Genomic DNA, 24,674 nt, shown 5'->3' with positions numbered 1-24,674 from the left:
TGCTTTTCGGGCTTTGGTCGGCCCGGAGCGAACAAGAAGCGCGATAGTGCGCCAACAATACGGAGTAGCAAAATGCCCAAGATGAAGACCAAATCGGCCGCCAAAAAGCGGTTCAAGATCACAGGTACGGGTAAAGTCCTGTCGGCTGCGGCCGGCAAGCGTCACGGCATGATCAAGCGTTCCAACAAGTTCATTCGAAATGCCCGCGGCACGATGGTTCTGGCTGAACCGGATGGCAAGAAGGTCATCAAGAATTTTCTGCCGAACGGCCTCTAAGGCATTCGGTCTGGACACGCATTTGTTTGACGCAATTCCGAACGGAAAACCGCAACACACTTTTCCTGGAATTGCTTTTAAGGAGATCATGACATGGCACGCGTAAAGAGAGGCGTCACCTCGCACGCCAAGCACAAGAAGGTCCTGAAAGCCGCCAAGGGTTTCTACGGCCGCCGCAAGAACACCATCCGCATTGCCAAGCAGGCGGTGGAAAAGTCGCTGCAGTACGCCTACCGCGACCGCAAGAACCGCAAGCGCTCGTTCCGCGCGCTGTGGATCCAGCGCATCAACGCGGCGACCCATGAGCACGGCCTGACCTATGGCCGCTTCATCGACGGTCTCAACAAGGCCGGGATCGAGATCGATCGCAAGATCCTGTCGGACATGGCAATCCACGAGCCGCAGGCTTTCGCAGCCCTGGTCGCCAAGGCCAAGGTGGCGCTCGAATATCTGAAGAACACCACGCCGAACGCTTTTGAAAGCGCTGTCGCTTAAGACCAGCGCTTCCCAAGCACTTTCGACACTTGATTTGGGGAACCCGCGCTGGCACGGCTGGCGCGGGTTCTTTTTTGGCCCCTGATGTAACCAAAATGGCACCCGCGTAACCAAAATCGTAACGCACGCTAACGCCTGCCACCGAATAGAAAGAATTTCGCCGTGAACGCCACCGCTGGAAATCTTGAAACCCTTGAAGCTTCCTTGATGGCCGACATCGCCTCGGCTGCCGACGAGCCGGCGATCGAGGCCGTGCGTGTCGCGGCCCTCGGCAAGAAGGGCTCGGTCTCCGAAATGCTGAAGACACTCGGCGCGATGAGCGCCGAGGAACGGCAGGTGAAAGGACCGGCGATCAATGGCCTGAAGAACCGCATCACTGAGGCGCTCACGGCTCGCAAGGCCGAGTTGAAGGATGCGGCGATCGCCGCCCGCCTCGCCGCCGAAAAGGTCGACGTGACGCTGCCGGTGCGGCAGTCGCCGGCCGAGCGCGGCCGCATCCATCCGATCAGCCAGGTCATCGACGAGATCGCGGCGATCTTCGGCGATCTCGGCTTCACCATCGCCGAAGGTCCCGATATCGAGACCGACTATTACAATTTCACCGCGCTGAATTTCCCCGAAGGCCATCCGGCGCGCGAGATGCACGACACCTTCTTCTTCCAGCCGGACGAGAAGGGCGAGCGCAAGCTTTTGCGCACCCACACCTCGCCCGTGCAGATCCGCACCATGGAGCGGCAGAAGCCACCGATCCGCATCGTCATTCCGGGCAAGACCTATCGCCAGGATTCCGACGCCACCCACTCGCCGATGTTCCATCAGGTCGAGGGGCTGGTGATCGACAGATCAGCCAACGTCGCCAACATGAAGTGGGTGCTGGAAGAGTTCTGCAAGGCCTTCTTCGAGGTGCCTTCGGTCAAGATGCGCTTCCGGCCGTCCTTCTTCCCGTTCACCGAACCAAGCCTCGAGGTCGACATCCAGTGCGACCGCTCGCGGCCCGGCGAAGTGCGCTTCGGCGAAGGCTCCGACTGGATGGAGATCCTGGGCTGCGGCATGGTGCACCCGAACGTGCTGCGCGCCGGCGGGCTCGACCCGGACGAGTATCAGGGCTTTGCCTGGGGCATGGGCATCGACCGTATCGCCATGCTGAAATACGGCATGCCGGACCTGCGCGCCTTCTTCGACGCCGATGTGCGCTGGCTGTCGCATTATGGCTTCCGGCCGCTCGACATGCCGACGCTGTTCGGGGGCCTGAGCCCGTGATGAGCCCAGAAATCCCTGCTGTCAAAGCTTACGGAAAAGTACAATGAAATTCACCCTCTCCTGGCTCAAGGATCACCTCGAGACCGACGCCTCGCTGAACGAGATCATCGAGCGGCTGACGTCGATCGGCCTCGAAGTCGAGCATGTCGACGACAAGTCCAGCCTGAAGCCATTCGTCATCGCCAGGGTGTTGAGCGCGGTGCAGCATCCCGACGCCGACCGGCTGCGGGTGCTGACCGTCGATACGGGCGACGGCAAGGCCCCCGTCCAAGTGGTCTGCGGCGCGCCCAACGCGCGCGCGGGCCTGATCGGCGCCTTCGCCGCGCCCGGCACCTATGTGCCCGGCATCGACGTGACGCTGACCGTCGGCAAGATCAGGGGCGTCGAAAGCCACGGCATGATGTGTTCCGAACGCGAGCTGGAATTGTCCGACGAGCACAACGGCATCATCGACCTGCCCGGAGATGCGCCGGTCGGCACCAGCTTCGCCGCCTATGCGCATCTCGACGATCCCGTCATCGAGATCAACCTGACGCCGAACCGGCCGGACGCCACCAGCGTCTATGGCATCGCGCGCGATCTCGCCGCGAGCGGGCTCGGACGGCTCGTGGGTGGCGCGATCATGCCGCATGTCGGCGAGGGGCTGTGTCCGGTGAAGGTGACGATCGAAGCGCCGGAACTCTGCCCCGGCTTCGCACTGACGATGGTGAGGGGCGTCAAGAACGGCCCGTCGCCGAAATGGCTGCAGCAGCGCCTGATCGCCATTGGCCTCCGACCGATCAGCGCGCTGGTCGATATCACCAACTATGTCACTTTCGACCGCGGCCGGCCGCTGCATGTGTTCGACGCGGCGAAGGTGGCTGGCAATCTCGTCGTGCGCCGGGCGAAGGACGGCGAAAAGGTGCTGGCGCTGGACGGCCGCGAATACACGCTGACGCCGGAGATGTGCGTGATCGCCGACGACAATGGCGTCGAATCGATCGCCGGCATCATGGGCGGCGAGCATTCCGGCTGCGACGAGAACACCACCGACGTGCTGATCGAGTCCGCGCTCTGGGACCCGATCGCCACCGCCCGCACCGGCCGCACGCTCGGCATCATCTCCGACGCCCGCTACCGCTTCGAGCGCGGCGTCGATCCCGAATTCATGGTGCCTGGCATCGAGCTGGCGACCAGGCTGGTGCTCGATTTCTGTGGCGGCACGCCGACGGAAATGGAAGTGGCCGGCTATGCCGGGCACAAGCCGAAGATCCTGTCGTTCCCGCTGTCGGAAGTGAAGCGCCTGACGGGCATCGAGGTGCCGAAGGCGGAAAGCCTCGACATCCTGACCCGCCTTGGTTTCCAGCCGCAGGGCTCGGGCGACGTCGTCAAGGTCAAGGTGCCGTCATGGCGGCCGGATGTCGACGGCAAGGCCGACCTTGTCGAGGAAGTGATGCGCATCCACGGTGTCGACAACATCGCGCCGCAGCCGCTCGGCGCGCATGACGCGGTCAACGCAAAGATCCTGACCATGCTGCAGGTTCGCACCCGCACCGCCAAGCGGGCGCTTGCCGTGCGCGGCATGATGGAGGCCGTCACCTGGTCGTTCATTCCGGCCAAGCATGCCGAGCTGTTCGGCGGCGGCCAGACGGCGCTGAAACTCGCCAACCCGATCGCCGCCGACATGTCCGACATGCGGCCATCGCTGCTGCCGGGGCTGATTACGGCCGCACAGCGCAATGCCGACAGGGGTATTGGCGACGTCGCGTTGTTCGAGGTGTCGGGCACCTATAAGGGCGACGGCGCCGAACAGCAGCGGCGCGTGGCCGCCGGCGTGCGGCGCGGCACCGCCAAGCTCGACGGCTCGGGCCGCAACTGGGCCGGCAATTCCGGCCCGGTCGGCGTGTTCGACGCCAAGGCCGATGCGATCGCGGCACTCGAAGCCTGCGGTGCGCCGATCGAGCGGCTGCAGATCGAGCCCGGCGGTCCGGCCTGGTACCATCCCGGCCGCTCCGGCACGATCAAGCTCGGACCGAAGACCGTGCTCGGCACGTTCGGCGAGTTCCATCCCAAGACGATGGAAGGTCTGGATGTCTCCGGGCCGCTCTGCGGCTTCGAAGTGTTCGTCGACGCCGTTCCCGAGCCCAAGGCCAAGCCGACGAAGACCAAGCCGAAGCTCGAGCTTTCCGCCTTCCAGACGGTGAAGCGCGACTTCGCCTTCGTCGTCGACAGAGGAGTAGAGGCCGGCACGCTGGTGCGCGCGGCACTCGCCGCCGACAAGAAGCTGATCTCAGGTGTCTCGGTATTCGACATCTTCGAGGGCGCGTCGCTCGGCGAGGGCAAGAAGTCGATTGCCATCGAGGTGTCGATCCAGCCGGTCGAAAAGACGCTGACCGACGAGGATTTCGAGACGCTGGCCAAGCGCATCGTCGAGAATGTCGGCAAGCAGACGGGCGGCGTGCTGCGGGGGTGAGACTTGCGGGCAGATGGCGAATCGCCCTCCAAAGGGCGATGGACCATCTGCGCTATTCCGGGCTGCCGTTCGAGAAACAACGCACGGCTTTTTTCGCCATCATAGCGGCTGATCCGCTGCTGGCCAAAACGCTGGCGCAGTGTGCACGCTTGTGCTGCCGGACTGGCTGGTGGTTTCTGGGGCGCTTTACAACAGCGTCTGGAACCATCTGACCGGCATGCCGTCCGGCTACGGGATAAGGGATGTCGACCTGTTCTATTTCGAAGACAGCGACCTGTCCTACGAAGCCGAGGACGCGGTCATTCGCCGAGCGGCACGGCATTTCGAAGGGCTGGCGCTGCCGGTGGAGGTGCGCAATCAGGCGCGGGTGCATCTGTGGTATCCGCAGAAATTCGGCCAGCTTTGCCCGCGCTACACGAGCTCAAGTGAATCGGTCAGCTACTTCGCCTCGAAGACGCATGCGGTGGGTGTGCGCTTTGATGCGGACGGGCAACTCGATCTCGTGGCGCCATTCGGTCTCGACGACATCTTCTCGTTCCGCATCACACCGAACAAGGTGATGGACAACCAGCGAACGCATGAGGCTAAGGGCAAACGGGCGCGGGAGATGTGGCCGGAGATTGAGGTGGTGCCGTGGTGACCACCCTTCCCCCTTGTAGGCCCCTTGTGGGGACGGTGAAGGGCGGGCTGGAAGAAACGCACACTGCTATTCGTTTATGTCCCATGCAGTTTTCAATCACCAACAGCGCGACCCGATATGGCTGGACAACGATCATCCTCCACTGGCTGATCGGGATCATCTTCATCGGCCAGTTCGTGCTCGGCTTCGTGATGGTGAGGACCCAGAGCCAGCGAACGGCCTTCGAACTCATCCAGTTGCACAAATCCCTGGGCTTCCTGCTGCTGGGCCTCGTCATCCTGCGCATCGGCTGGCGGCTCGGCAATGCGGCACCGCCCTTGCCGCCTTCGGTCGGCGCCCTGGAGCGGCGCACGGCGCCGCTCGCGCATTTCGCGCTCTATGCCTTCCAGATCGCCTTGCCCCTGTCGGGCTGGGCGCTGGTTTCGGTCTCGACGCTGGAAATCCCGACCATGCCGTTCAACCTGTTCGTGATGCCCGATCTGCCTTTGGCGGAGTCCGACGCTGCGGAGAGCTTCTGGGCGGCAACGCACTGGTATCTCGCTTATGCCGGCATCGCGCTGGTGGCACTGCATGTCGCCGCCGCCCTGCGCCACCACTTCCTGCTGCGCGACAGTGTGCTCACGCGCATGATCACACCTTCGTCAGGCAGGGAATAGTACGGGCGGTTCGCGCGTTTGTGGGGTGAGGACGCGAAACGCGTAACCTCCAGGAAAGGAACAATCCCATGCATGCGCGCATCCTTGGATTCGCGGCTTTTGCCGCATGCCTAGCCGTGCCCGCCACTGCCGCGGTGGCGCTGAGCGACGCCGCGGGCAGCTACACGATCGTTCCGGCAGGCTCCAGCATCCGCTTCACCATAGGCAAGGCCGGTGGCGGCGGCTTCGATGGCGCCTTCGCCCGCTTCAAAGGCACGATCCGCATCGACAATGGTGACGTCGGGCGCTCGAAAGTCGACCTCATCATCTATCCGGAAAGCGTCGGCACCGGCCAGGGCCGCATCGATGCCTTCCTGCGCTCCGACGCGGTGTTCGATGCGGCCAACAGCCCGGAGATCCAGTTCCACTCGACCAGCGTGACCCGCACCGGCGACACATCAGCCCTTGTCACAGGCAGGCTGACGGCGCGCGGCAAGACGTTTCCGGAAAAGTTCACCGCCGAACTCGATGGGTTGAAGGCCGGTACGATAAAATTCCATGTCACCGGCAAGGTGCTGAGGTCGCGCTACGGCATGGATGTCGGCACGCCGCTCTACTCCAACGTCGTCGATTTCAACATGACGCTGACGGGCAAGAGAGGCTAGTTCCAAGCCCGCCTGCTTGGGTTCATCATCCTAGGGCGAAGCAAGGAGCGAAGCGACGCGGCGCAGACCCGAGGATGACGAAGGCGCTTTGTGACCCGCGTCTGCGATTGGCTTTTCTCCGGAATTGGGGCACACCTCCGTCGATGTAACCGATAGGGAGAAGCGCGATGTTCCGATGGGGTGTGTTGTCGACGGCCAAGATCGGCCGCGAGCAGTTGTTGCCGGCAATCGTCGAGGCGGAGAATGGCGTGTTGTCGGCGATTGCGAGCCGCGACCTGTCAAGGGCCAAGGCATTGGGCGAGCGTTTCGGCGCGCGGCATGCGTTTGGCTCTTATGAGGAACTGCTCGCCTCCAATGAGGTCGACGGCGTCTACATCCCGCTGCCGACATCGCAGCATGTCGAATGGACGGCCAAGGCCATCGAAGCCGGCAAGCATGTGCTGGTCGAAAAGCCGCTGGCACTCGACGCCAAGGACATCCTGCCGCTGATCAAGCTGCGCGACCAGAAGAAGGTGCTGGTCTGCGAGGCCTTCATGGTCATCTACCATCCGCAGTGGATCAAGGTTCGCGATCTCATCGCCGGCGGTGCCATCGGCCGGCTGCGCCACGTGCAGGGCGCGTTTTCCTATTACAATGTCGACCCCAACAACATGCGCAACCAGCTCGATCTCGGCGGCGGCGCGCTGCCCGATATCGGCGTCTATCCGACGGTGTCGACGCGCTTCTCAACCGGCAAGGAGCCGCTGCGCGTGCAGGCGACGATCGAACGCGACAAAAAATTCGGCACCGACATCTATTCCTCGATCCGTGCCGATTTCGGTGACTTCGAACTGTCCTTCTATCTGTCGACGCAGATGGCTGCGCGCCAGGTGATGGTATTTCACGGCGAGAAAGGCTTCATCGAAGTGTTTTCCCCGTTCAACGCCGGGCTCTACGACCATCACCGCGTCGAGCTGCACAACCAGAACCACACCGAGGCACAGGTGTTCCGCTTCCCCGGCACGCAGCAGTACAGGCTGGAGGTCGAGACCTTCGCGCGCGCAGCGCTTGGCGGCAAGGAGCGTGTCTTCACGCTGGAGGAATCGGTGCTCAACCAGAAGGTCATCGACGCCATCTTCCGCGCCGGCGGCAAGGATGGCTGGGAGACCGTCTGACTCTTTGTTCGACGCAATTCCGGACGGAAAACCGCTTATACTTTTCCTGGAATTGCGTTAGCCGGCTAATTCTGGAGGGAAAATGGCTGACGACGCGGACGTGATCATTGTCGGCGCCGGCCTTGCCGGGCTGGTTGCCGCCGCCGAGCTTGCCGAGGCCGGCAAGAAAGTCATCATCGTCGACCAGGAGCCGGAGCAGTCGCTGGGCGGGCAGGCATTCTGGTCTTTCGGCGGGCTTTTCCTGGTCGACTCGCCCGAACAGCGGCGCATGCGCATCCGTGATTCCCATGACCTCGCGCTCGAGGACTGGATGGGCACCGCCGCTTTCGACCGGCCGGAAGATTTCTGGCCGCGCAAATGGGCCGAGGCGTATGTCGGCTTCGCTGCTGGTGAAAAGCGCTCCTGGCTGATTGAGCGCGGTCTGAAGTTTTTTCCCGTGGTTGGCTGGGCCGAACGCGGCGGCGGCAATGCTATCGGCCACGGCAATTCCGTGCCGCGCTTTCACATCACCTGGGGCACCGGCCCCGGCGTGCTCGAACCGTTCGTACAGCGCGTGCGCGAGGCGCAGAAGCGTGGATTGATCGGCCTCAAGTTCCGTCACCGGGTCAACGAACTGACCCGCACCGGCGCGGTTGTCGACGGCATGCGCGGCGACATCCTCGAGCCGAGCACCGTCGAGCGCGGCCACAAGAGTTCGCGCGAGATATCAGGCGATTTCGAGCTTCACGCGCAAGCGGTGATCGTCGCTTCCGGCGGCATCGGCGGTAACCATCAGCTGGTGCGGGAAAACTGGCCGCAGCGGCTGGGCTCGGCGCCGAAGCGCATGATCACCGGCGTCCCCGACCATGTCGATGGCCGCATGCTGGCGATCACGGAACAGGCCGGCGGCTCGATCATCAACCTCGACCGCATGTGGCACTATGTCGAGGGCATCAGGAACTGGGCGCCGATCTGGACCGGTCATGCGATCCGCATCCTGCCCGGACCATCCTCGCTCTGGCTCGATGCGCGCGGCAAGCGTCTGCCGGTGCCGCTCTATCCCGGCTTCGACACGCTGGGCACGCTCAGCCACATCATGGGCACCGGGTTCGACTATTCCTGGTTTATCCTGACCAGGAAGATCATCCAGAAGGAGTTCGCGCTGTCGGGTTCCGAACAGAACCCGGACCTGACCGGAAAAAGTTGGCGCCAGGTGCTTGGCCGCGCGACCTCAGGCATTCCGGGGCCGGTGAAAGCCTTTATGGAGAAGGGCGAGGATTTCATCGTCGAGACCGACCTTTCGAAGCTGGTGGCGCGCATGAATGTGCTGGCCGGCGGCGAGCCGCTGCTGGACGTCGCGCAAGTCGAGCGCGAGATCCGCGCCCGTGACCGGCAGCTCGACAATCCGTTCTCCAAGGACATGCAGGTCACCGCCTTGCGCGGCGCCCGCGCCTATCTCGGCGACCGGCTGATCCGCACGGCCAAGCCGCACAAGATGCTCGACCCCGCGAATGGCCCGCTGATCGCGGTGCGTCTCAACATCCTGACCCGCAAGACGCTCGGCGGCCTGCAGACCGATCTCGACAGCCGAGTGCTTGGCGCCGACGGCCAGCCAGTTGCGGGACTTTATGCCGTGGGCGAGGCCGCCGGCTTCGGCGGCGGCGGCGTGCATGGCTATGCGGCGCTTGAAGGCACGTTCCTCGGCGGCTGCATCTTCTCCGGCCGCAGCGCCGGCCGGGCGGCGGGACGTTCGGTGGCATAAGACGGTATCACGGCGGCCTGGACTATGCAGCTATGTGCTTGGGATGCCCACGCCGAGGCGGCCTTGACGCAGGCGTTTCGGAGCCCGGTCATGATAGCTGCTGTTTCTTGCTGTTCGCCACCCGCCGCGCCGAGACGAAATCGCTCACCAGGGCCAGGCACCCTCCCCGAGGGCAGCTGCCGCGTCGACAATGCGGGTGAAGCTGGCGCGGGCGCGTCCCACCGTGTGCCGGGCCCTGAGATAGCCGTGTACCAGACCCTTTTCCTCGATCCAGACGGCCCGTCCGCCTGCTGCGATGACCCGGTCGCGATAGGCCTCGCCGTCCGACGACAGCGGGTCGCACTCGGCGGTAATCAGCACCGTCGGCGGCAGGTTGGCGAAATCAGCATCGGCGAGTGGCGAGAGCGTTATATCGCCGGTCTGGTCCGTGCCGCCGGTACGGATATGCTTGTAGAATTCGAGATCGCGCATGGTCAGCATCGGCGCTTCTGCGTGCGTGACATAGGAACCGTGCGAGCGGTCGCCGCCGAGCCCGGGATAGATCAGCACCTGGCCGATCGGCCTTTTCGCGTGGCCGCGCGTGGCATGGCTGACCGCGGCACAGAGATTGCCGCCGGCGCTGTCGCCGCAAAGCAGGATGGGGCTGTCGTAGGTGGCGGCAGCCCACTCGAAGGCGCTCATGGCGTCGTCGAAGGCAGCCGGATGCAGGTGCTCCGGCGCCAGCCGGTAATCGACGGAGACAACCTCGTAGCCGGTGCGGGCGCAAAGCTCGGCGCAGACATCGTCATGACTGTCCAGCCCGCCGAGGATGAAGCCGCCGCCATGGATGTAGAGCACCGTCCCTGTCTTCTGCGGGGCTCCATTGCGATAGATGCGGATCGAGATATTGTGCTCGGGCGTTGCAATGGCCGATGTTTCGGCCGTGACGCCCTCTGGATAGCCGGCAAAGAATTCCCGGCACATGCGATCATAGATCTCGCGCTGCTGCGCGATAGTGTAGTCGATCGTATCGGGCGGGTAGTAGGAATTGGTCCGCTCGATGAAGGCCCAGGTCTCGGCGTCGATGAGGGCTTTGTAATCGGTCATGGGGCGGATTGCCAAGGCAGAGCCCAGGCACCCCCCTCTGTCCTGCCGGACATCTCCCCCGCAAGGGGGGAGATTGCCAGTTCCGCTGGCGGCGCATTCTTTTGAACGTCGAAGATTGGCGAAAGCTGAGATGGCATCCGATCTCCCCCCTTGCGGGGGAGATGGCCGGCAGGCCAGAGGGGGGTGGGACGGAACGCCATCATCTCCGGGTCACTTCCCCTTCCACACCGGCTCCCGCTTCTCGGCAAAAGCGCGGAAACCTTCCATATTGTCTTCCGAACCATAGAGCACGTCGACCGTCGCCAATTGCCGGCGCGTCACTTTGTTCATCGCGTCCTGGAAGGTCAGGGCTTCCGCCACCCGTGCCGTTTCCTTGATCGCGGCGAAGACCAGCGGCGGGCCGCTAGCCAGCAGTCGGGCGATCTCCCAGACGCGATCCTCGAGCTTCTCCTTGGGCAGCACCTCGTTGACCAGACCCCAGCGATGCGCCTCGGCGACATCCATCCAGCGACCGGTGAGCAGCAGGTCCATGGCGACATGATAGGGGATGCGCTTCGGCAGCTTGATCGTCGCCGCGTCGGCCAGCGTGCCGGCGCGGATTTCGGGCAGCGCGAAGGAGGAGTGGTCGGAGGCATAGATGAGGTCGCAGGACAGCGCCAGTTCGAAGCCGCCGCCCACCGCCATGCCGTTGACGCAGGCGATGACCGGCTTGTTGAGGTCGCGCAATTCCTGCAAGCCGGCAAAGCCGCCGACGCCATAATCGCCGTCGACCGCATCGCCGCCGGCAGCCGCCTTCAGATCCCAGCCGGCGCAAAAGAACTTGTCGCCGGCGGTCTTGACGATTGCGACGCGCAAGCTGGGATCGTCGCGGAACGCCTTGAAGGTCTCGCCCATCAGCCGCGAGGTTTTCAGGTCGATGGCGTTGGCCTTGGGCCGGTCAAGCGTGACCTCGAGGATCGAGCCTTCGCGGCGGGTCGAAATGACGTCAGACATTCCTGCTTTCTCCCAGTACCAGCAGCGCGTCGGCGATCCAGGCGCCCTTGCCCTCGACGCAGACGATCAGCGGGTTGATATCGAGTTCCTCGATCTCGCCGGCATTCTTCTGCACGAAATCGGCGATACCCGCGATGGCATCGATGGCAGCCGCGACATCGGCTTTCGGCCGGCCGCGATAGCCTTCGAGCAGCGGGAACAGTTTGAGGCCGCGCAACGCCGCCTCGATGTCGTCGCGGGTCGCGGGCAGCATCAGCGTGACGCTGTCACGCAACAGTTCGACCAGCACGCCGCCGGTGCCCAGCGTCATCACCGCGCCGAACATCGGATCGCGGGTGAAGCCGACGATCAGTTCGGCGACGCCGTCGCGCACCATGCGTTCGACATAGAGGCCAGTGCCGAGCGGCAGCAGGTCGTGCGCCGCCGTGCTGACGGATTCGGCGTCCCTGAGGTTGAGGCGGACCGCACCCACTTCAGATTTGTGGGTGACGCCAAGCGCCTTCAGCGCCACGGGGAAGCCGAGCGCCATGGAGGAAATCACCGCCTCGACGGCATTGCCGGCGCGCTCGCCCTTGGGCACTGGAAGCCCGGCCCTGATCAGCCTCGCCTTCGCCTCGGCCTCGTCCGGCGTAACATGCTCGCCCTCGGAAGCGCCCGCCGCCGATGTGTCGACCGGCTGCGCCTGCGGCTCCCGCCATGCCCAGCCAATGAAGGCCGCCGCCTGAGCGGCATCCATGGCTTCGGAAATACCGAACAACGGCACCATGCCGCGCGCCATCAGCTCGGCGGTGTATTCCTCCGGCAGATTTTCCGGCAGCGAGGAAACGATCGCGCCATGCGCCTTGTTGGTCTTCAGCGCCGATTCGAAGGCGCGCAGCGTCGCCCACCAGTCCGTAACCGAGCAGCGGTCGGGGCGCGGGAAGTCCAGCACCAGCATGTTCAAGTCGAAACCGCCCGACACCATGGCGGTGAAGGTGGCGGTCATCGCCGGCTCGTTATTCCAGATGAAGGTGTGATAATCCAACGGATTGGCGACCGCGACCAACGGCCCGAGCGTCGATTTGACATGGGCCCGATGCTGCTCCGTCAGAACCGGAAAGTTGACCCAGCGCCCTTCGGCGCTGTCGGCCATGACCGACGCCTCGCCGCCCGAGCAGCTCATCGACGACAGACGATAACCGGGCAGCGGCCCGGTGATGTGCAGCAGCTTCAGCGCCTCGATGAAGGCGGGGATGGAATCGACGCGGGCGATGCCGAGGCGCTTCAGGAAGGCGCCGGATGCCGCATCCGAGCCGGCCAGCGACGCGGTGTGCGACACGGTTGCCTGCCGCGCCTGTTCGGAGCGGCCGACCTTCATGGCGATGATCGGTTTTTTCAATTCCCGCGCCCGGGCGGCCAGCTTCTCGAAGCCGGCTACCGAATCGAAAGCCTCGATGTGCAGGCCGAGCGAGGTGACGCGCTCGTCCTCGATCAGGCCGAGCGCCATTTCCGAAAGGCCTGTCTGCGCCTGGTTGCCGGCTGTCATCAGGAAAGCGATCGGCAGGCCGCGCTTCTGCATCGTCATGTTGATGGCGATGTTGGACGACTGGGTGATGATGGCGACGCCCTTGCCACCCTCGGCCAGCCTGATGCCGCCATGCTGGTCGGGCCACAGCAGTGCGCCGTCGGCATAATTAATCAGGCCATAGCAATTCGGGCCGATGATCGGCATGTGGCCTGCTGCGGCGACCAGTTCGGCCTGCAGCCGCTCGCCGTCCTCGTCATAGGCCTCGGTTTCGAGGAAGCCGGCGGCAAAGCAGACGGCGCCGCCAGCGCCGCGCTCGGCCAGTGCCTTGACCACCTCGATGGTCAGGTGCCGGTTGACGCCGACAAAGGCGGCGTCCGGCGCGCCGGGCAGGTCCGCCACCGAACGATATGCCTTACGTCCGGCAACCTCGTCCTTGGTCGGGTGCACCGGCCAGATTTCGCCGGCAAAGCCCATCTTGATCGATTGCGCCACGACGGCGGCGGCCTGCACGCCGCCGAACACGGCGATCGATTTTGGGCGCAGGAGACGTTCGAGTTTATGCATGGTCATCTTTTCGTTTGAGCGCGATCCCAGGACAAACGATCTCGTTTGTCCGCCAAAACCGAATCTCGGCTTTGGACGATCATGCTCTAAGCTTCGAACGGACGCAGCAGCGCCCGCGAAATAATATGTCGCTGAATCTCCGACGTGCCTTCCCAGATGCGCTCGACGCGGGCATCGCGCCAGATGCGCTCCAGCGGCAAATCGTCCATCAGCCCCATGCCACCATGGATCTGGATCGCCTCGTCGGCAACATAGGCCAGCATTTCAGTGGCTTTCAGTTTGGCCATGGCCATGTCCTGATCGGTGACAGTGCCCTGATCGTACTTCCAGCCAGCCTCGAACACCATAAGGTCGGCGGCCTTCAGTTCGGTCGCCATGTCGGCGAGCTTGAACGACACGCCCTGGAACTTGCCGATCTGCTGACCGAACTGCTGGCGCTGCGCGGCGTACTCGACCGCGTGGCCAAGCGCCCGCTCGGCACGGCCGAGACAGGTGGCGCCGACCTGCAAACGCGTGGCGCCCAGCCAGGAATTAGCAACGTCGAAGCCTTTATGCACCTCTCCCAGCACCTGGCTCGCCGGCAGCCGGCAATCGTCGAATTCGAGAATGGCGTTGGTGTAGCCGCGATGCGAGACGTTGCGGTAGCCGTCGCGCACCGTGAAACCCTTGGTGCCCTTGTCGACGAATAATGCGGTGATCTTCTTGCGCTTGCCGCGCGGCGAGTCCTCTTCACCCGAGGCCATGAAGACGATGGCGAAATCGGCAAGATCGGCGTGGCTGATAAAATGCTTAGTGCCGTTCAGCACCCAGTCGTCGCCATCCTGCACCGCAGTCGCCTTCATCCCGCGCAAATCCGAGCCGGCGCCGGGCTCGGTCATCGCCAGACAGTCCCATTTCTCGCCACGGATGCAAGGGAAGAGATATTTTTCGCGCTGTTCGGGCGTGCCGGCGAGCAGGATGTTGGAGGGGCGCGCCACGCAGGTCCAGTGCAGCGCATAATTGGCGCGGCCGAGCTCTTTCTCGTAGAGCAGCCAGGTCACGGTATCGAGCCCCGCGCCGCCGACATCGGCCGGCATGTTGGCGGCATAGATCCCCGCCTCAATCGCCTTGGCCTTCAGTTCCTCGATCAGCTCGCGGCGCAGCACGCCGGTGCGCTCGACCTCACGCTCATGCGGGTAAAGCTCGTTCTCGACGAAGGCCCGCGTCGTCTCGACAATGAGCTTCTGCTCTTCCGACAGACCGAAATCCATGGCCTCAGCCCTTCTTCTTGTTCTTCGGCTTATCCGCCTTCTTCGCCGGCTTGGAGGCCTTGGCCTTCTCGGCCGCCTTTGAAGCCGTCGGCTTCTTCGCCGCCAGCTTGGCGAGCTGCGTGGTATAGTCCTTGTGCAAGGCGCCGGCGCCCCAGCCCTTGCCCTTGTTCTGCTTCGACAGGGCGTCCATGATCGCGACCAGATTGTCGTCGCGGATCTTTTCCAGCTCGCGGATCGACAGGCCATGCGCCTGGTCGTCTGACTGGGTGGCGATCAGGTCGACCAGCTCGTCGTTGAACTCCGGCACGTCCATCAGCTTGGTCCATGGCCATTTCAGGCAGGGCCCGAACTGGGCCATGAAGTGGCGCATGCCGGCTTCGCCGCCGGCGACACGGTAGACCTGGAACATGCCCATCTGCGCCCAGCGCAGGCCGAAGCCGTAGCGCATGATGTCATCGAGTTCCTCGACGGTGCAGATGCCATCCTTGATCAGCCACAGCGCCTCGCGCCAGGCGGCTTCGAGCAGGCGGTCGCCGACGAAAGCCTCGATCTCCTTGCGGATGACGACGGGCTTCATGCCGATCGAGGCATAGATCTCCTTGGCGACCTCGATCGCCTCGGGAAAGGTCCGGTCGCCACCGACGATCTCGACCAGCGGCAGGAGATAGACCGGATTGAACGGATGGCCGACGACCAGCCGCTCCGGATGCTTCTTCATCGCCACCTGCATGTCGGTCGGCTTGATGCCGGAGGTGGAGGAGCCGACAATAGCGTTGGCCGGCGCATGGGTGTCGATCTCGGCCAGCACCTTGTGCTTGAGGTCGAGCCGTTCCGGGACGCTTTCCTGGATGAAATCGGCGTCGGCGACCGCCTCGGCGATGGTCTTGGCGAAGGTCAGCTTGCCTTCCTTGGGCAAGCCACCGGGCACCATCTGCTTGTAGGCGCGACGCGCGCCCTTCATCACTTCGCTGACCTTGCGCGACGCCTCGGGATCCGGATCGAAAATCGCCACGTCGATGCCGTTGAGCAGCAGGCGCGCCACCCAGCCGGCGCCGATGACACCGCCACCGATGGCGGCTGCCTTGTTGATGATGCTCATGTGGAGGCTCCGGTTCTCTTATTGGCTATTTCGGGATCGATGAGGGGAACGCGCTCGCCGGCGCGGATCACCTGGGGGTCGTAGGCCTTGCGGGCGAAGACTTCGAGCACGAAGGGCCGGAAGAAGTCGATCGACAGCGTCTCGTAATCGGGGTCGAAGCTCGACTGGTCCCAGCGCTCGCAGAACTGGTCGCAGTCATCGAAATAGGCATGGCCGGCGAAGCGGTCGCGGGCATGGCGATTACCGCCAAGGTGATGGGCGTAATAGAGGCGCTGGAAATCGCCATGCTTCTCCACCACCCAGGTGCATTGCTCGCGCACGAAGGGTTTCAGGATCGACGCGGCATATTCGTCATGATTGTAGGGCGCATAGATGTCGCCGATGTCGTGCAGCAATGCACAGGCGATCCAATCGGTGTCGGCGCCGTCGCGCCAGGCGCGCGTCGCCGCCTGCAGCGAATGGCCGAGCCGGGTGATCTTGTAGCCGGAAAGGCCCTCGTCGAGCTGCACCAGCGCGTCGAGCAATCGCTCGCCGGTCTTGGCCGCATAATCGATTTCATGCGCGGTCAGGAACTCGTAGTCATCCCTGTCGCCATCCTTCATCGCGGTGAATTTAACGGTCGTCATCTGCGCCTCCCCGGTTGGCTTGCTGAGCGCATGATCTTTTCCGAAAGCCAGCTACGGCTTTTCGGGATCAGGCTCTGGCTCACGCCGCGATCGGCGCCCGCTTGGTCAGGTTGAGCTTCTTGCGCACGTCCTCGGGCCCGAGGATGGTGGCGCCGAGATTGGTGACGATGCTGGCGGCGCGCTCGACCAGCTGGGCGTTGGTCGCCAGCACGCCCTTGTCCAGCCACAGATTGTCTTCCAGCCCGACGCGGACGTTGCCGCCGGCCAGCACGGCGGCGGCGGCATAAGCCATCTGGTTGCGGCCGATGGAGAAAGCCGACCAATTCCAGGTCGACGGCACGTTGTTGACCATCGCCATGAAGGTGTTGAGGTCGTCGGGCGCGCCCCACGGCACGCCCATGCAGAGCTGCACCAGCGCATCGGGGTTCAGCACCTTTTCCTCGACCAGTTGCTTGGCGAACCAGAGATGGCCGGTGTCGAAGGCCTCGATCTCGGGCTTGACGCCGAGCGCCGTCATCATGCCGCCCATGGCGCGCAGCATGCCGGGCGTGTTGGTCATGACATAGTCGGCCTCGGCGAAATTCATGGTGCCGCAATCGAGCGTGCAGATTTCCGGCAAGCACTGGCGCACATGTTCCATGCGGTTGGTGGCGCCGCCCATGTCGGTGCCCTTTTCGTTGAGCGGCAACGGCGCTTCCGGCGAGCCGAACACCATGTCGCCGCCCATGCCGGCGGTGAGGTTCAGCACCACGTCGACATTGGCCTCGCGGATGCGCTCGGTCACTTCGCGGTACAGGTGCACGTCGCGTCTGGGCTTGCCGGTTTCGGGATCGCGGACATGGCAATGGACGATGGCAGCACCCGCCTTGGCCGCGTCGATGGCCGAATCGGCGATCTGCTTGGGCGAACGCGGCACATGCGGGCTGCGATCCTGCGAACCGCCAGACCCGGTCACGGCACAGGTAATGAAGACCTCACGGTTCATCGCGAGCGGCATGGAACTTCTCCTCCCATAGAAACAGACCACAACAATGACCGACTTGCCGGAAACTGTTTTGCGTTTTACGAAGCTTCCATGATCAAAAGCGAAAAATCCGATATCTTTCGTGCCGAACGCTCGCCGCTCAAGGTGACGCTGCTGGTGTTTTCCGGCTCGTCCATCATGTGCGTCGCGTCGGCTGTCGATCCGCTGCGCGCCGCAAACCGCATCTCAGGCGAGACTCTGTTCGACTTCAAGCTGGTCTCGGTGACGGGAGAGCCTCCGGTCACCACTTGCGGTCTGCCGGTGGCGGTCAGCGGCCGCTTCGACGCAAACGAATCAACCGACGTTCTTGTCGTCGTGGCTGGTTTCGGCACCCAGAACTACACGACATCGGCCCTGCTCGCAGGCTTGCGCCGCGCGGCACGGACGGCGCGCGCCTGCGGCGGCGTCGAGGCCGGCACATGGCTGGTGGCGCGTGCCGGCCTGCTGGAAGGGCGAAGCGCCACCACCCATTGGGAGGACATGGAAGATTTTTCATCGGCCTTCCCCGGCGTCGATGTCCGTCCGGACCGCTATGTCATCGACGGACCGGTCTTCACCTCGGGCGGTGCCTCGCCCACCTTCGACCTGATGCTGCATCTCATTCGCACGCGTCTCGGCATGGCCGTGGCGCTCGATGTCGCCAGCGTCTTCATCTACGACCAGGCGCGCGCCGCGACAGATGCGCAACCGCTGGTCTCGCTCGGCCGGCTCGACGGCTACGATCCCCGTCTGGCGCAAGCCATCCGGCTGATGGAAGCGCATGTCGACCAGCCGCTGACCATAGAGGCGGTCGCCAAGCGCGCCGGGGTGACCGCACGGACACTGGAAAGCATCTTTCGCAAGTCGATCGGCGAGACGCCGGGCGCTTATTATCTCAGGCTGCGCCTGGGTGCCGCGCGACGGCTGGTGGTCGATACGCGGATCGCGATGGCGGACATTGCCGGGCGGACCGGCTTTTCGTCCGCAGCCGCATTTTCCAGGGCGTTTTCCAGGGCTTTCGGTGAAGCGCCGGTCAGGCTGCGGCGCGGCTGAGTATCCAGTCTGTCGCGGCGGCGAGGTCGTCGACCAGCGCCGTGGGCGCCGGGTCGAAGCGCGTTTCGTCGCCAGGACGGTACTTGCCCGTTCGCACGAGCAGCGCCGCGCCAAGCCCGGCGCGCAGGGCGCCGGCGACATCACTCTCCGCATCGTCGCCAACCATGACCGCATCGGCGGCCGGGCAATTCAAGCTGGCAAGCGCCGAGAGGAAGAAATCGGGCGACGGTTTGCCGAGCACGACAGGACTTCGCCCGCTGGCGAATTCGAGGGCCGCGACGAAGGCACCGGCGTCGAGGCTGAGCAGGCCGTCGGCATCCTTGAAGGTGCGGTTGGTGGCAAGTGCCAGAAAATCGGCGCCGGCAACGAGTTCGCGAAACACCCGGTTGAGGCTTGCATGGTCGAAGGCATCGCCGGCGTCACCGACGACGACCGCGCGGCCATTGCCGCCGTCCAGGCCTGAAAACTCGGCCTCGAGGTCTGGATGGACGAGCAGATGAGGCTGGCGGCCGTGCCTGCGCAACCATTCGACCGCGGCGCGCGCCGGCGTCAGCAGTTCCTCGTCCGTCACGCGGACGCCCAGAGCCGCAAGCTGTGCGAGGATTCTGTCGCGCGGCGAACGTGTCGTGTTGCTGACGAAGCGAAGCGGCAGGCCGGCTTCGCGCAGGTGTTCGACGGCGGCCAAGGCGCCCGCGATCTGGGTGTCGCCATCGTAGACGACACCCAGAAGATCCAGGAGCACCGCGCGTATCATCGATGTAGGATGGAGAAAGCGTCTCCATTCGTCAAACCGCGGAACAATCAGACCACTGAAATCACGGAAGAATCAGGCGGCGTCGCGGCCTTCGCCGACGATGCGCGAGCGCATGCTCTTGGCCAGTGCCGTTTCGAGCCGCGCGGCGACCGCGCGATCCCATTCATTTGTCTTGCGGGCGCTGTCTTTCGAATGCGGCAGCGCCATCAGCCGATCGATGATCGAACCAGCCTCGCCAGGTGAGAGTAGGGCGTCGATTTCACGTTCGTGCTGCATATCGTTTCGCCTCCTTTCCTTCCCGCCACGAGCCACTCTTATAGGAGATTCGTGACGACCATTTGAAGGCAGGAGCGGGGCGATTAAGGGGCGGTGCGGGGCAAAAGATTGTCCCTGATTTCGGCATGGCGCGCAGAAGGTTTCCGCGCGCCAACTTTTCGAACGGACCGGTTGCCGGCCTGGATTGCTGGCCGGCAACCGTCTCAGACGTAGCGGTTGACGATGTTCTCCAGCAGCTCCTGGCGGCCGGAGCGCGGCTGCGGCTCGATCTTCTTCTTCACCACACGTTCGGCGATGTCCTCAAGCGTACGCTTTCCCGACAGCATCGCCTTGGCCTCGGCGCTGTTCCAGCCGGCGTAGCGTTCGGCCAACGGTCCCGACAATGCCTTGTCCTCGACCATGCGCGCCGCCGCCTTGAGGCCGCGCGCGCAGGCGTCCATGCCGCCAATATGAGCGATCAGCAGGTCCTGCGGCTCGAGCGACTGGCGACGCAGCTTGGCGTCGAAATTGGTGCCGCCGGTCTTGAAGCCGCCGCCTTGCAGAACCTGGTAGTAGGCAAGCGCCATCTCCGGCACGTTGTTGGGGAACTGGTCGGTGTCCCAGCCGGACTGGTAGTCGTTGCGGTTCATGTCGATCGAGCCGAAAATGCCGAGCGCGTTGGCCAGCGCCAGTTCGTGCTCGAAGGAATGGCCGGCAAGGATGGCATGGCCTTGCTCGATATTGACCTTGACCTCCTTCTCCAGGCCGAAGCGCTTGAGGAAGCCATAGACGGTCGCGACATCGTAATCATACTGATGTTTTGTCGGCTCCTGCGGCTTCGGCTCGATCAGGATGGTGCCCTTGAAGCCGATCTTGTGCTTGTAGTCGACAACGAGGTTGAGGAAGCGGCCGGCCTGTTCCTGCTCGCGGGCAAGGTCGGTGTTGAGCAGCGTCTCATAGCCTTCGCGGCCGCCCCACAGCACATAATTCTCGCCCTTCAGCCGCTTGGTGATGTCGATGCAGCTTTTCACCGTCGCGGCCGCATAGGCAAACACATCCGGATCGGGATTGGTGGCGGCACCAGACATGAAGCGGCGGTTGGAAAACAGGTTCGCCGTACCCCACAAGAGCTTGACGCCAGTCTGCTTCATCTTGGTGGCGAAATAATCGGCGATCTCATCCAGGCGGGCGGCGCTCTCGGAAAAATCCTTGCCCTCCGGCCGCACATCGGCGTCGTGGAAGCAGAAATAGGGGGTGCCGAGCAGCGAGAACATCTCGAAGGCGACGTCCGCCTTCAGTTTTGCCAATTCCATCGTGTCGATGCCGCCGGCCTTGGGGAACCAGGGGCGATCGAAGGTCTGGCCGCCGAACGGATCGCCGCCCGGCCAGGCGAAGGAATGCCAATAGGCGACGGCAAAGCGCAGATGATCCTCCAGCCGCTTGCCGGCCACCATTTCGTCCGGGTTGTAGAACCGGTAGGCCAGCGGATTGGTCGAATCCGGTCCCTCATATTTGATCTTCTGGATGTTGCCGAAAAATCCGCTGCTCATAATTCCTGTCCTCTCTCGAATAGTTCGCCCTGATTACCTCAGGCGTAATTGGTTTCGGTCCTGGGCTGGTCGAAAAGGCTGGTGTCAAAACCGTCAGACAAAGGAGACAGACCATGACCGACCTCAACAGAATAGCCGAGGGCTACATCACCGCCTGGAATGAAAGCGACGCCGGCCGCCGCGCCGAATTGCTCAAGGCGACCTTCACCGAAGATGTCAGCTATCGCGATCCGATCATGCAGGGCGACGGCCATGACGGCGTCGCGGCCCTGATCGACGGGGTGCAGCATCGTTTTGCCGGCTTCCGGTTCTCGCTGAAGGGCATGCCGGACGGCTATGCCGACAAGATCCGCTTCTCCTGGAACCTTGGCCCCGAAGGCACGGACTCCGTCGTCGAGGGTACCGATATCGGCGTCATCGAGAACGGTCGGCTGAGGAGCGTTACCGGCTTCCTCGACAAGGTGCCGGCGCAGTGAGGAAAGTCCGCGAATGTGCGGTGGAACGCACCAATCGCCAAGATGGGCGCTGCCCCTCATCGCCCTGCCGGGCACTTCTCCCCGTATAGTGACGGGGAGAAGGGGGCTGTCCCCAACTCCGGCACCCTTCTTGAAACAATGGCGATTGGCGAAATCGGCGATGCTAGCGCCCCTCTCCCCGTCTCTATACGGGGAGAGGATGCCGGCAGGCAGGTGAGGGGCAGCGCCAGCGTGCGGAAAAGAATGGTTGGGTGGGCGCCAGCTCACGCGGTTACGGCCTTGATTGCCGGATAGAGCGCGCGGTAGCGGTGATAGGCATCCGCGTAAGCGCCGCCGAGAGCGGCATCCGGCTCGATCGTGGCATCTGTCCTCGGCGCGGAGCAAACGGCCAGCGGATCGGCGCCGGTCGCGGCGATCAATCCAAGCCTGGCGGCGCCGAAGGCGGCGCCGAAATCACCGTCAGCGGGGATATCGACCGGCATCTGCAGCGCGGTGGCAATCGCCTTCAGCCAGTAGCGCGAGCGCGACCCGCCGCCGATCGCCGTCACCCGCGTCAGCGTGGTGCCAGCTTTCTTCAGGGCTTCGAGGCTGTCGCGGAAGGCAAAGGTGACGCCTTCGAGCACCGCCTGCGTCAGTACGGCGCGGCTGGATTCATGGGCCAGCCCGGTGAAGGAACCACGAATGGCGGAATCATTGTGCGGCGTGCGCTCGCCCGAGAGATAGGGCAGGAAGGACACGCCGCTCGGCGCCTTCAGGGCATCGCCGAGTTCCGATGTCAACTCGCCCGCCCCTTTGCCGGTAATTTCCGACAACCAGTTGAGTGAATCGGTCGCTGACAGGATGACGCCCATCTGATGCCAGGTGTTTGGCAGGGCATGGCAGAAGGTATGGACCGCGCTTGCCGGGTTCGGCAGATAGGATGCGTTGGCGGCGAACAGCACGCCCGACGTGCCGAGCGAGACGAAAGCATGGCCGGCACCGACCGTGCCCATGCCGCAAGCGGAAGCAGCATTGTCGCCGGCGCCTCCGGCAATGGGGATGCCAGCCTCCACGCCCCATTTCGATGCGAGTTCGGCGCGCAACGCGCCGGCCTTTCCGGTGCCCTCGACAAGAGACGGCATGTGCTTCTCGTCAAGAGAGGTGGCCGCGAGCAGGTCCGCGGACCAGCGGCGCTTGCCGACATCGAGCCAGGAGGTACCGGCAGAATCCGACATTTCCGAAATATGTTCGCCAGTGAGCCAAAGCCGCAGGAAATCCTTTGGCAGCAACACCTTCGCCACCTTGGCAAAGACGGCGGGCTCGTTGTTTTTCACCCAGGCGAGTTTCGGCGCGGTGAAGCCAGGGAAAACGATGTTGCCGGTGAGCTGGCGGAAGCGCGGATCGGCGTCGAGCGCTGCCGCCTCGACATGGCTGCGCGTGTCATTCCACAGGATGCAGGGGCGCAGCACCTTGTCGGCCGCATCGAGCAAGGTCGCGCCATGCATCTGGCCCGACAGGCCGATGCCCTTCGCCGCCGCCAATTGCTTAGGGTGGGATGCCTTGAGTTCGGCAATCGCGTTTTCGCAGGCGCGTATCCAGTGCGACGGGTCCTGCTCGGACCAGCCGGGATGCGGCCGCGAGACGTCAAGTGAACCATGGCCGGAGCCGATGACGGTCTGTCCGGCATCGATCAGCAGCGCCTTGACGCCCGACGTGCCCAGATCGATGCCGAGAAACATGTTTTCCTCCCACCATTATTTTTTTCGGAACTCGAAAAAACCCCGGCCGAGCCAGTTTCTAAGGCAAGATCCGCTCCGGGTCAATTCTCTGACAAATCGGCCGCGCGCCGCGAAAACAACGCCGCCAGCGGACTGTCCGGCCGCGCCATCGAACGCTCGGCCGTGAGCGCCGTGGCGAGCGCGCCGTCACCGGCCCTTAGCGCCGCTTCGATCAGCGTCAGGTCGATGACGTCGCGCTGCGCATGGCTGCCGCCGAAACGGTTGGCGATCGCCCGGATCGGCCGGATCAGGCCTATGGCCTCAGGGTAATTGCCTTCGCCGAACGCCTTGATTCCCAGCGTAAAGGGGTGGCCGACATCCCGGGTGAACGTGGCATTGTCGTCATTACCGGCCATGGCCTCGCGCTGCGCCTCGAGCAGGGTCCGGGCCGGCGCGTCGAGCCCGGCGCCTACAAAGGCCATCATCGCATGCGCGTCGTTGAAGGCGTAGTTGGCGGCGCCGGCCTTGGGAGCCCAATTGGCGGCCAGCGCTGCCCAGCGGTCACCGACATCGGCGCCGCCGAGATAAAGCCGCCACAGGATCGCCGAGGCATCGACCATGTTGAGCGCCAGCATCGATCGCGCGCCGTAGATAGGACCGTCATAGAGCGCCAGCACCTCATCGGTATCGCCGAGGTCATAGTGGAACAGCGCCAGGTGCCACCAATTGTGCACCTTGAGGAAGCTCTCCCTTGTCCATGCTTCCGGATTGGCGCGCATCCAGGCGATGCCATCCCTTTGCCGGCTTTGCATTTCCATGACATGCGCCACGGCGTGCTGCGCCCAGCCGTCGCGCGGCTCGATCTCGACCGCCGTGCGGCCGAGCTTTTCGGCCCGTATGTACTCGCCCATCTCCTCCAGCCCGAAGGCCTGCATGCCGAGAATGGCATGGTAACCCGGCATGTCGCTTTGCCATGACGGCAAGGCGCGCGCGATGCGATCACGCAGCATACGGGCGTTGCCGGTGAAGAAGTCGATCTGGTGCCCGACCTGCAGCGCCACCGCGTCGAGCGGGAAGTCGATGGCGATGTCATCAAGAATGCCCGCGGCCTCGTGCCAGCGCCCGTTGGCGAGGCGGCCGAGGGCCGAGACATGCGCCTGCTCGCGCTTTGTCGCGGCAAGTGGCAGCGCCGCCTCATGGCAGGCCCTTGCCACCGCCATCGCCTCGCGCTCGGTGGCAAGGCCAAAGAGATAGCCCTTGAAGACATGCGCCATCACAAAACCGGGATCCTGCGCGATGGCGCGGTCGACGGCAGCCACCGGATCGCCGATAAAGCATTGCAATTGGCGCACCGCCTGGCTGTAGAGCGTGAACCCCGCTTCCGTCGCGCCTGAAAATGCCAGGCCGAATGCATCCTTGACTGGCATGCCTCGTCTTCCAAGA

At 63.9% G+C, this 24,674-nt stretch carries 22 protein-coding genes and 1 pseudogene; 11 read left to right on the top strand and 12 right to left on the bottom strand.

The genetic code is table 11. The features are described 5' to 3' along the window. The first annotated feature begins 72 nt into the window (after positions 1-72). From rpmI to FJ934_RS00285, 9 genes and pseudogenes are all read left to right on the top strand, one after another. On the top strand, positions 73-276 hold the full coding sequence (gene rpmI / locus FJ934_RS00325; RefSeq protein ID WP_006201248.1) for a 50S ribosomal protein L35: 204 nt from the start codon (positions 73-75) through the stop codon (positions 274-276). A gap of 93 nt (positions 277-369) precedes the next feature. After that, positions 370-771 carry a 50S ribosomal protein L20 gene (rplT, locus tag FJ934_RS00320; RefSeq protein WP_006201247.1) on the top strand — a complete coding sequence of 134 codons (402 nt, stop codon included), beginning with the start codon at positions 370-372 and terminating at the stop codon, positions 769-771. 207 nt (positions 772-978) lie between these two features. Further along, positions 979-2,031, top strand: a complete 1,053-nt coding sequence (pheS, locus tag FJ934_RS00315) for a phenylalanine--tRNA ligase subunit alpha (RefSeq protein WP_246671397.1) — start codon at positions 979-981, stop codon at positions 2,029-2,031. 43 nt (positions 2,032-2,074) lie between these two features. Continuing rightward, on the top strand, positions 2,075-4,483 hold the full coding sequence (gene pheT, locus FJ934_RS00310) for a phenylalanine--tRNA ligase subunit beta (RefSeq protein ID WP_140606668.1): 2,409 nt from the start codon (positions 2,075-2,077) through the stop codon (positions 4,481-4,483). 38 nt (positions 4,484-4,521) lie between these two features. Continuing rightward, positions 4,522-5,123: pseudogene (locus FJ934_RS00305) on the top strand (nucleotidyltransferase family protein). Between the two features lie 83 nt (positions 5,124-5,206). After that, entirely contained in the window at positions 5,207-5,779 is a 573-nt protein-coding gene (locus tag FJ934_RS00300; protein WP_140606667.1) for a cytochrome b, read from the top strand. A 68-nt stretch (positions 5,780-5,847) separates the two neighbouring features. After that, positions 5,848-6,423, top strand: coding sequence for a YceI family protein (locus tag FJ934_RS00295; protein WP_140606666.1), 576 nt, complete (start codon positions 5,848-5,850; stop codon positions 6,421-6,423). A gap of 167 nt (positions 6,424-6,590) precedes the next feature. Beyond that, entirely contained in the window at positions 6,591-7,577 is a 987-nt protein-coding gene (locus FJ934_RS00290; RefSeq protein WP_140606665.1) for a Gfo/Idh/MocA family oxidoreductase, read from the top strand. Positions 7,578-7,659: 82 nt separating this feature from the next. Continuing rightward, on the top strand, positions 7,660-9,318 hold the full coding sequence (locus tag FJ934_RS00285; protein ID WP_140606664.1) for an FAD-binding dehydrogenase: 1,659 nt from the start codon (positions 7,660-7,662) through the stop codon (positions 9,316-9,318). Positions 9,319-9,462: 144 nt separating this feature from the next. On the opposite strand, the gene FJ934_RS00280 is transcribed toward FJ934_RS00285, so the two are convergent. The 7 genes from FJ934_RS00280 to FJ934_RS00245 form a co-directional block, all read right to left on the bottom strand. Then, positions 9,463-10,404, bottom strand: a complete 942-nt coding sequence (locus FJ934_RS00280; RefSeq protein ID WP_140606663.1) for an alpha/beta hydrolase — start codon at positions 10,402-10,404, stop codon at positions 9,463-9,465. Positions 10,405-10,614: 210 nt separating this feature from the next. Further along, positions 10,615-11,397, bottom strand: coding sequence for a carnitinyl-CoA dehydratase (locus FJ934_RS00270; protein WP_140606661.1), 783 nt, complete (start codon positions 11,395-11,397; stop codon positions 10,615-10,617). Continuing rightward, entirely contained in the window at positions 11,390-13,468 is a 2,079-nt protein-coding gene (locus tag FJ934_RS00265; protein ID WP_140606660.1) for an acetate--CoA ligase family protein, read from the bottom strand. The genes FJ934_RS00270 and FJ934_RS00265 overlap by 8 nt, the downstream gene beginning before the upstream one ends. A gap of 86 nt (positions 13,469-13,554) precedes the next feature. Next, positions 13,555-14,718: an acyl-CoA dehydrogenase gene (locus FJ934_RS00260; protein WP_140606659.1), complete on the bottom strand. Its 1,164-nt coding sequence runs from the start codon at positions 14,716-14,718 to the stop codon at positions 13,555-13,557. A gap of 4 nt (positions 14,719-14,722) precedes the next feature. Next, positions 14,723-15,817 (bottom strand): carnitine 3-dehydrogenase, encoded by a 1,095-nt coding sequence (locus FJ934_RS00255; RefSeq protein ID WP_140606658.1) that lies wholly within the window; start codon positions 15,815-15,817, stop codon positions 14,723-14,725. Next, on the bottom strand, positions 15,814-16,443 hold the full coding sequence (locus FJ934_RS00250) for an HD domain-containing protein (protein ID WP_140606657.1): 630 nt from the start codon (positions 16,441-16,443) through the stop codon (positions 15,814-15,816). The genes FJ934_RS00255 and FJ934_RS00250 overlap by 4 nt, the downstream gene beginning before the upstream one ends. A gap of 79 nt (positions 16,444-16,522) precedes the next feature. Beyond that, entirely contained in the window at positions 16,523-17,440 is a 918-nt protein-coding gene (locus tag FJ934_RS00245; RefSeq protein WP_140606656.1) for a 3-keto-5-aminohexanoate cleavage protein, read from the bottom strand. A gap of 78 nt (positions 17,441-17,518) precedes the next feature. Here FJ934_RS00245 and FJ934_RS00240 point away from each other — a divergent pair, with 78 nt between their 5' ends. Beyond that, positions 17,519-18,499: a GlxA family transcriptional regulator gene (locus tag FJ934_RS00240; RefSeq protein WP_140606655.1), complete on the top strand. Its 981-nt coding sequence runs from the start codon at positions 17,519-17,521 to the stop codon at positions 18,497-18,499. Here the strand turns inward: FJ934_RS00240 and FJ934_RS00235 are convergent. The 3 genes from FJ934_RS00235 to xylA form a co-directional block, all read right to left on the bottom strand. Then, positions 18,480-19,253, bottom strand: coding sequence for a TIGR01458 family HAD-type hydrolase (locus FJ934_RS00235; protein WP_140606654.1), 774 nt, complete (start codon positions 19,251-19,253; stop codon positions 18,480-18,482). The genes FJ934_RS00240 and FJ934_RS00235 overlap by 20 nt on opposite strands. 72 nt (positions 19,254-19,325) lie before the next feature. Then, positions 19,326-19,529 carry a hypothetical protein gene (locus tag FJ934_RS00230; protein ID WP_140606653.1) on the bottom strand — a complete coding sequence of 68 codons (204 nt, stop codon included), beginning with the start codon at positions 19,527-19,529 and terminating at the stop codon, positions 19,326-19,328. 203 nt (positions 19,530-19,732) lie between these two features. After that, entirely contained in the window at positions 19,733-21,058 is a 1,326-nt protein-coding gene (gene xylA / locus FJ934_RS00225; RefSeq protein WP_140606652.1) for a xylose isomerase, read from the bottom strand. Positions 21,059-21,171: 113 nt separating this feature from the next. Between xylA and FJ934_RS00220 the strand changes: the two genes are divergently transcribed. Continuing rightward, on the top strand, positions 21,172-21,534 hold the full coding sequence (locus FJ934_RS00220) for a nuclear transport factor 2 family protein (RefSeq protein ID WP_140606651.1): 363 nt from the start codon (positions 21,172-21,174) through the stop codon (positions 21,532-21,534). Positions 21,535-21,797: 263 nt separating this feature from the next. Here the strand turns inward: FJ934_RS00220 and xylB are convergent, their stop codons facing one another. Continuing rightward, on the bottom strand, positions 21,798-23,252 hold the full coding sequence (xylB, locus tag FJ934_RS00210; RefSeq protein WP_140606650.1) for a xylulokinase: 1,455 nt from the start codon (positions 23,250-23,252) through the stop codon (positions 21,798-21,800). An 80-nt stretch (positions 23,253-23,332) separates the two neighbouring features. After that, positions 23,333-24,658 carry a tetratricopeptide repeat protein gene (locus tag FJ934_RS00205; RefSeq protein ID WP_140606649.1) on the bottom strand — a complete coding sequence of 442 codons (1,326 nt, stop codon included), beginning with the start codon at positions 24,656-24,658 and terminating at the stop codon, positions 23,333-23,335. Positions 24,659-24,674 lie beyond the last annotated feature (16 nt).

The sequence above is a fragment of the Mesorhizobium sp. B2-4-12 genome (genome assembly GCF_006441575.1).
GTDB lineage: Bacteria > Pseudomonadota > Alphaproteobacteria > Rhizobiales > Rhizobiaceae > Mesorhizobium.
This window is presented reverse-complemented; position numbering and strand designations above follow the sequence as displayed.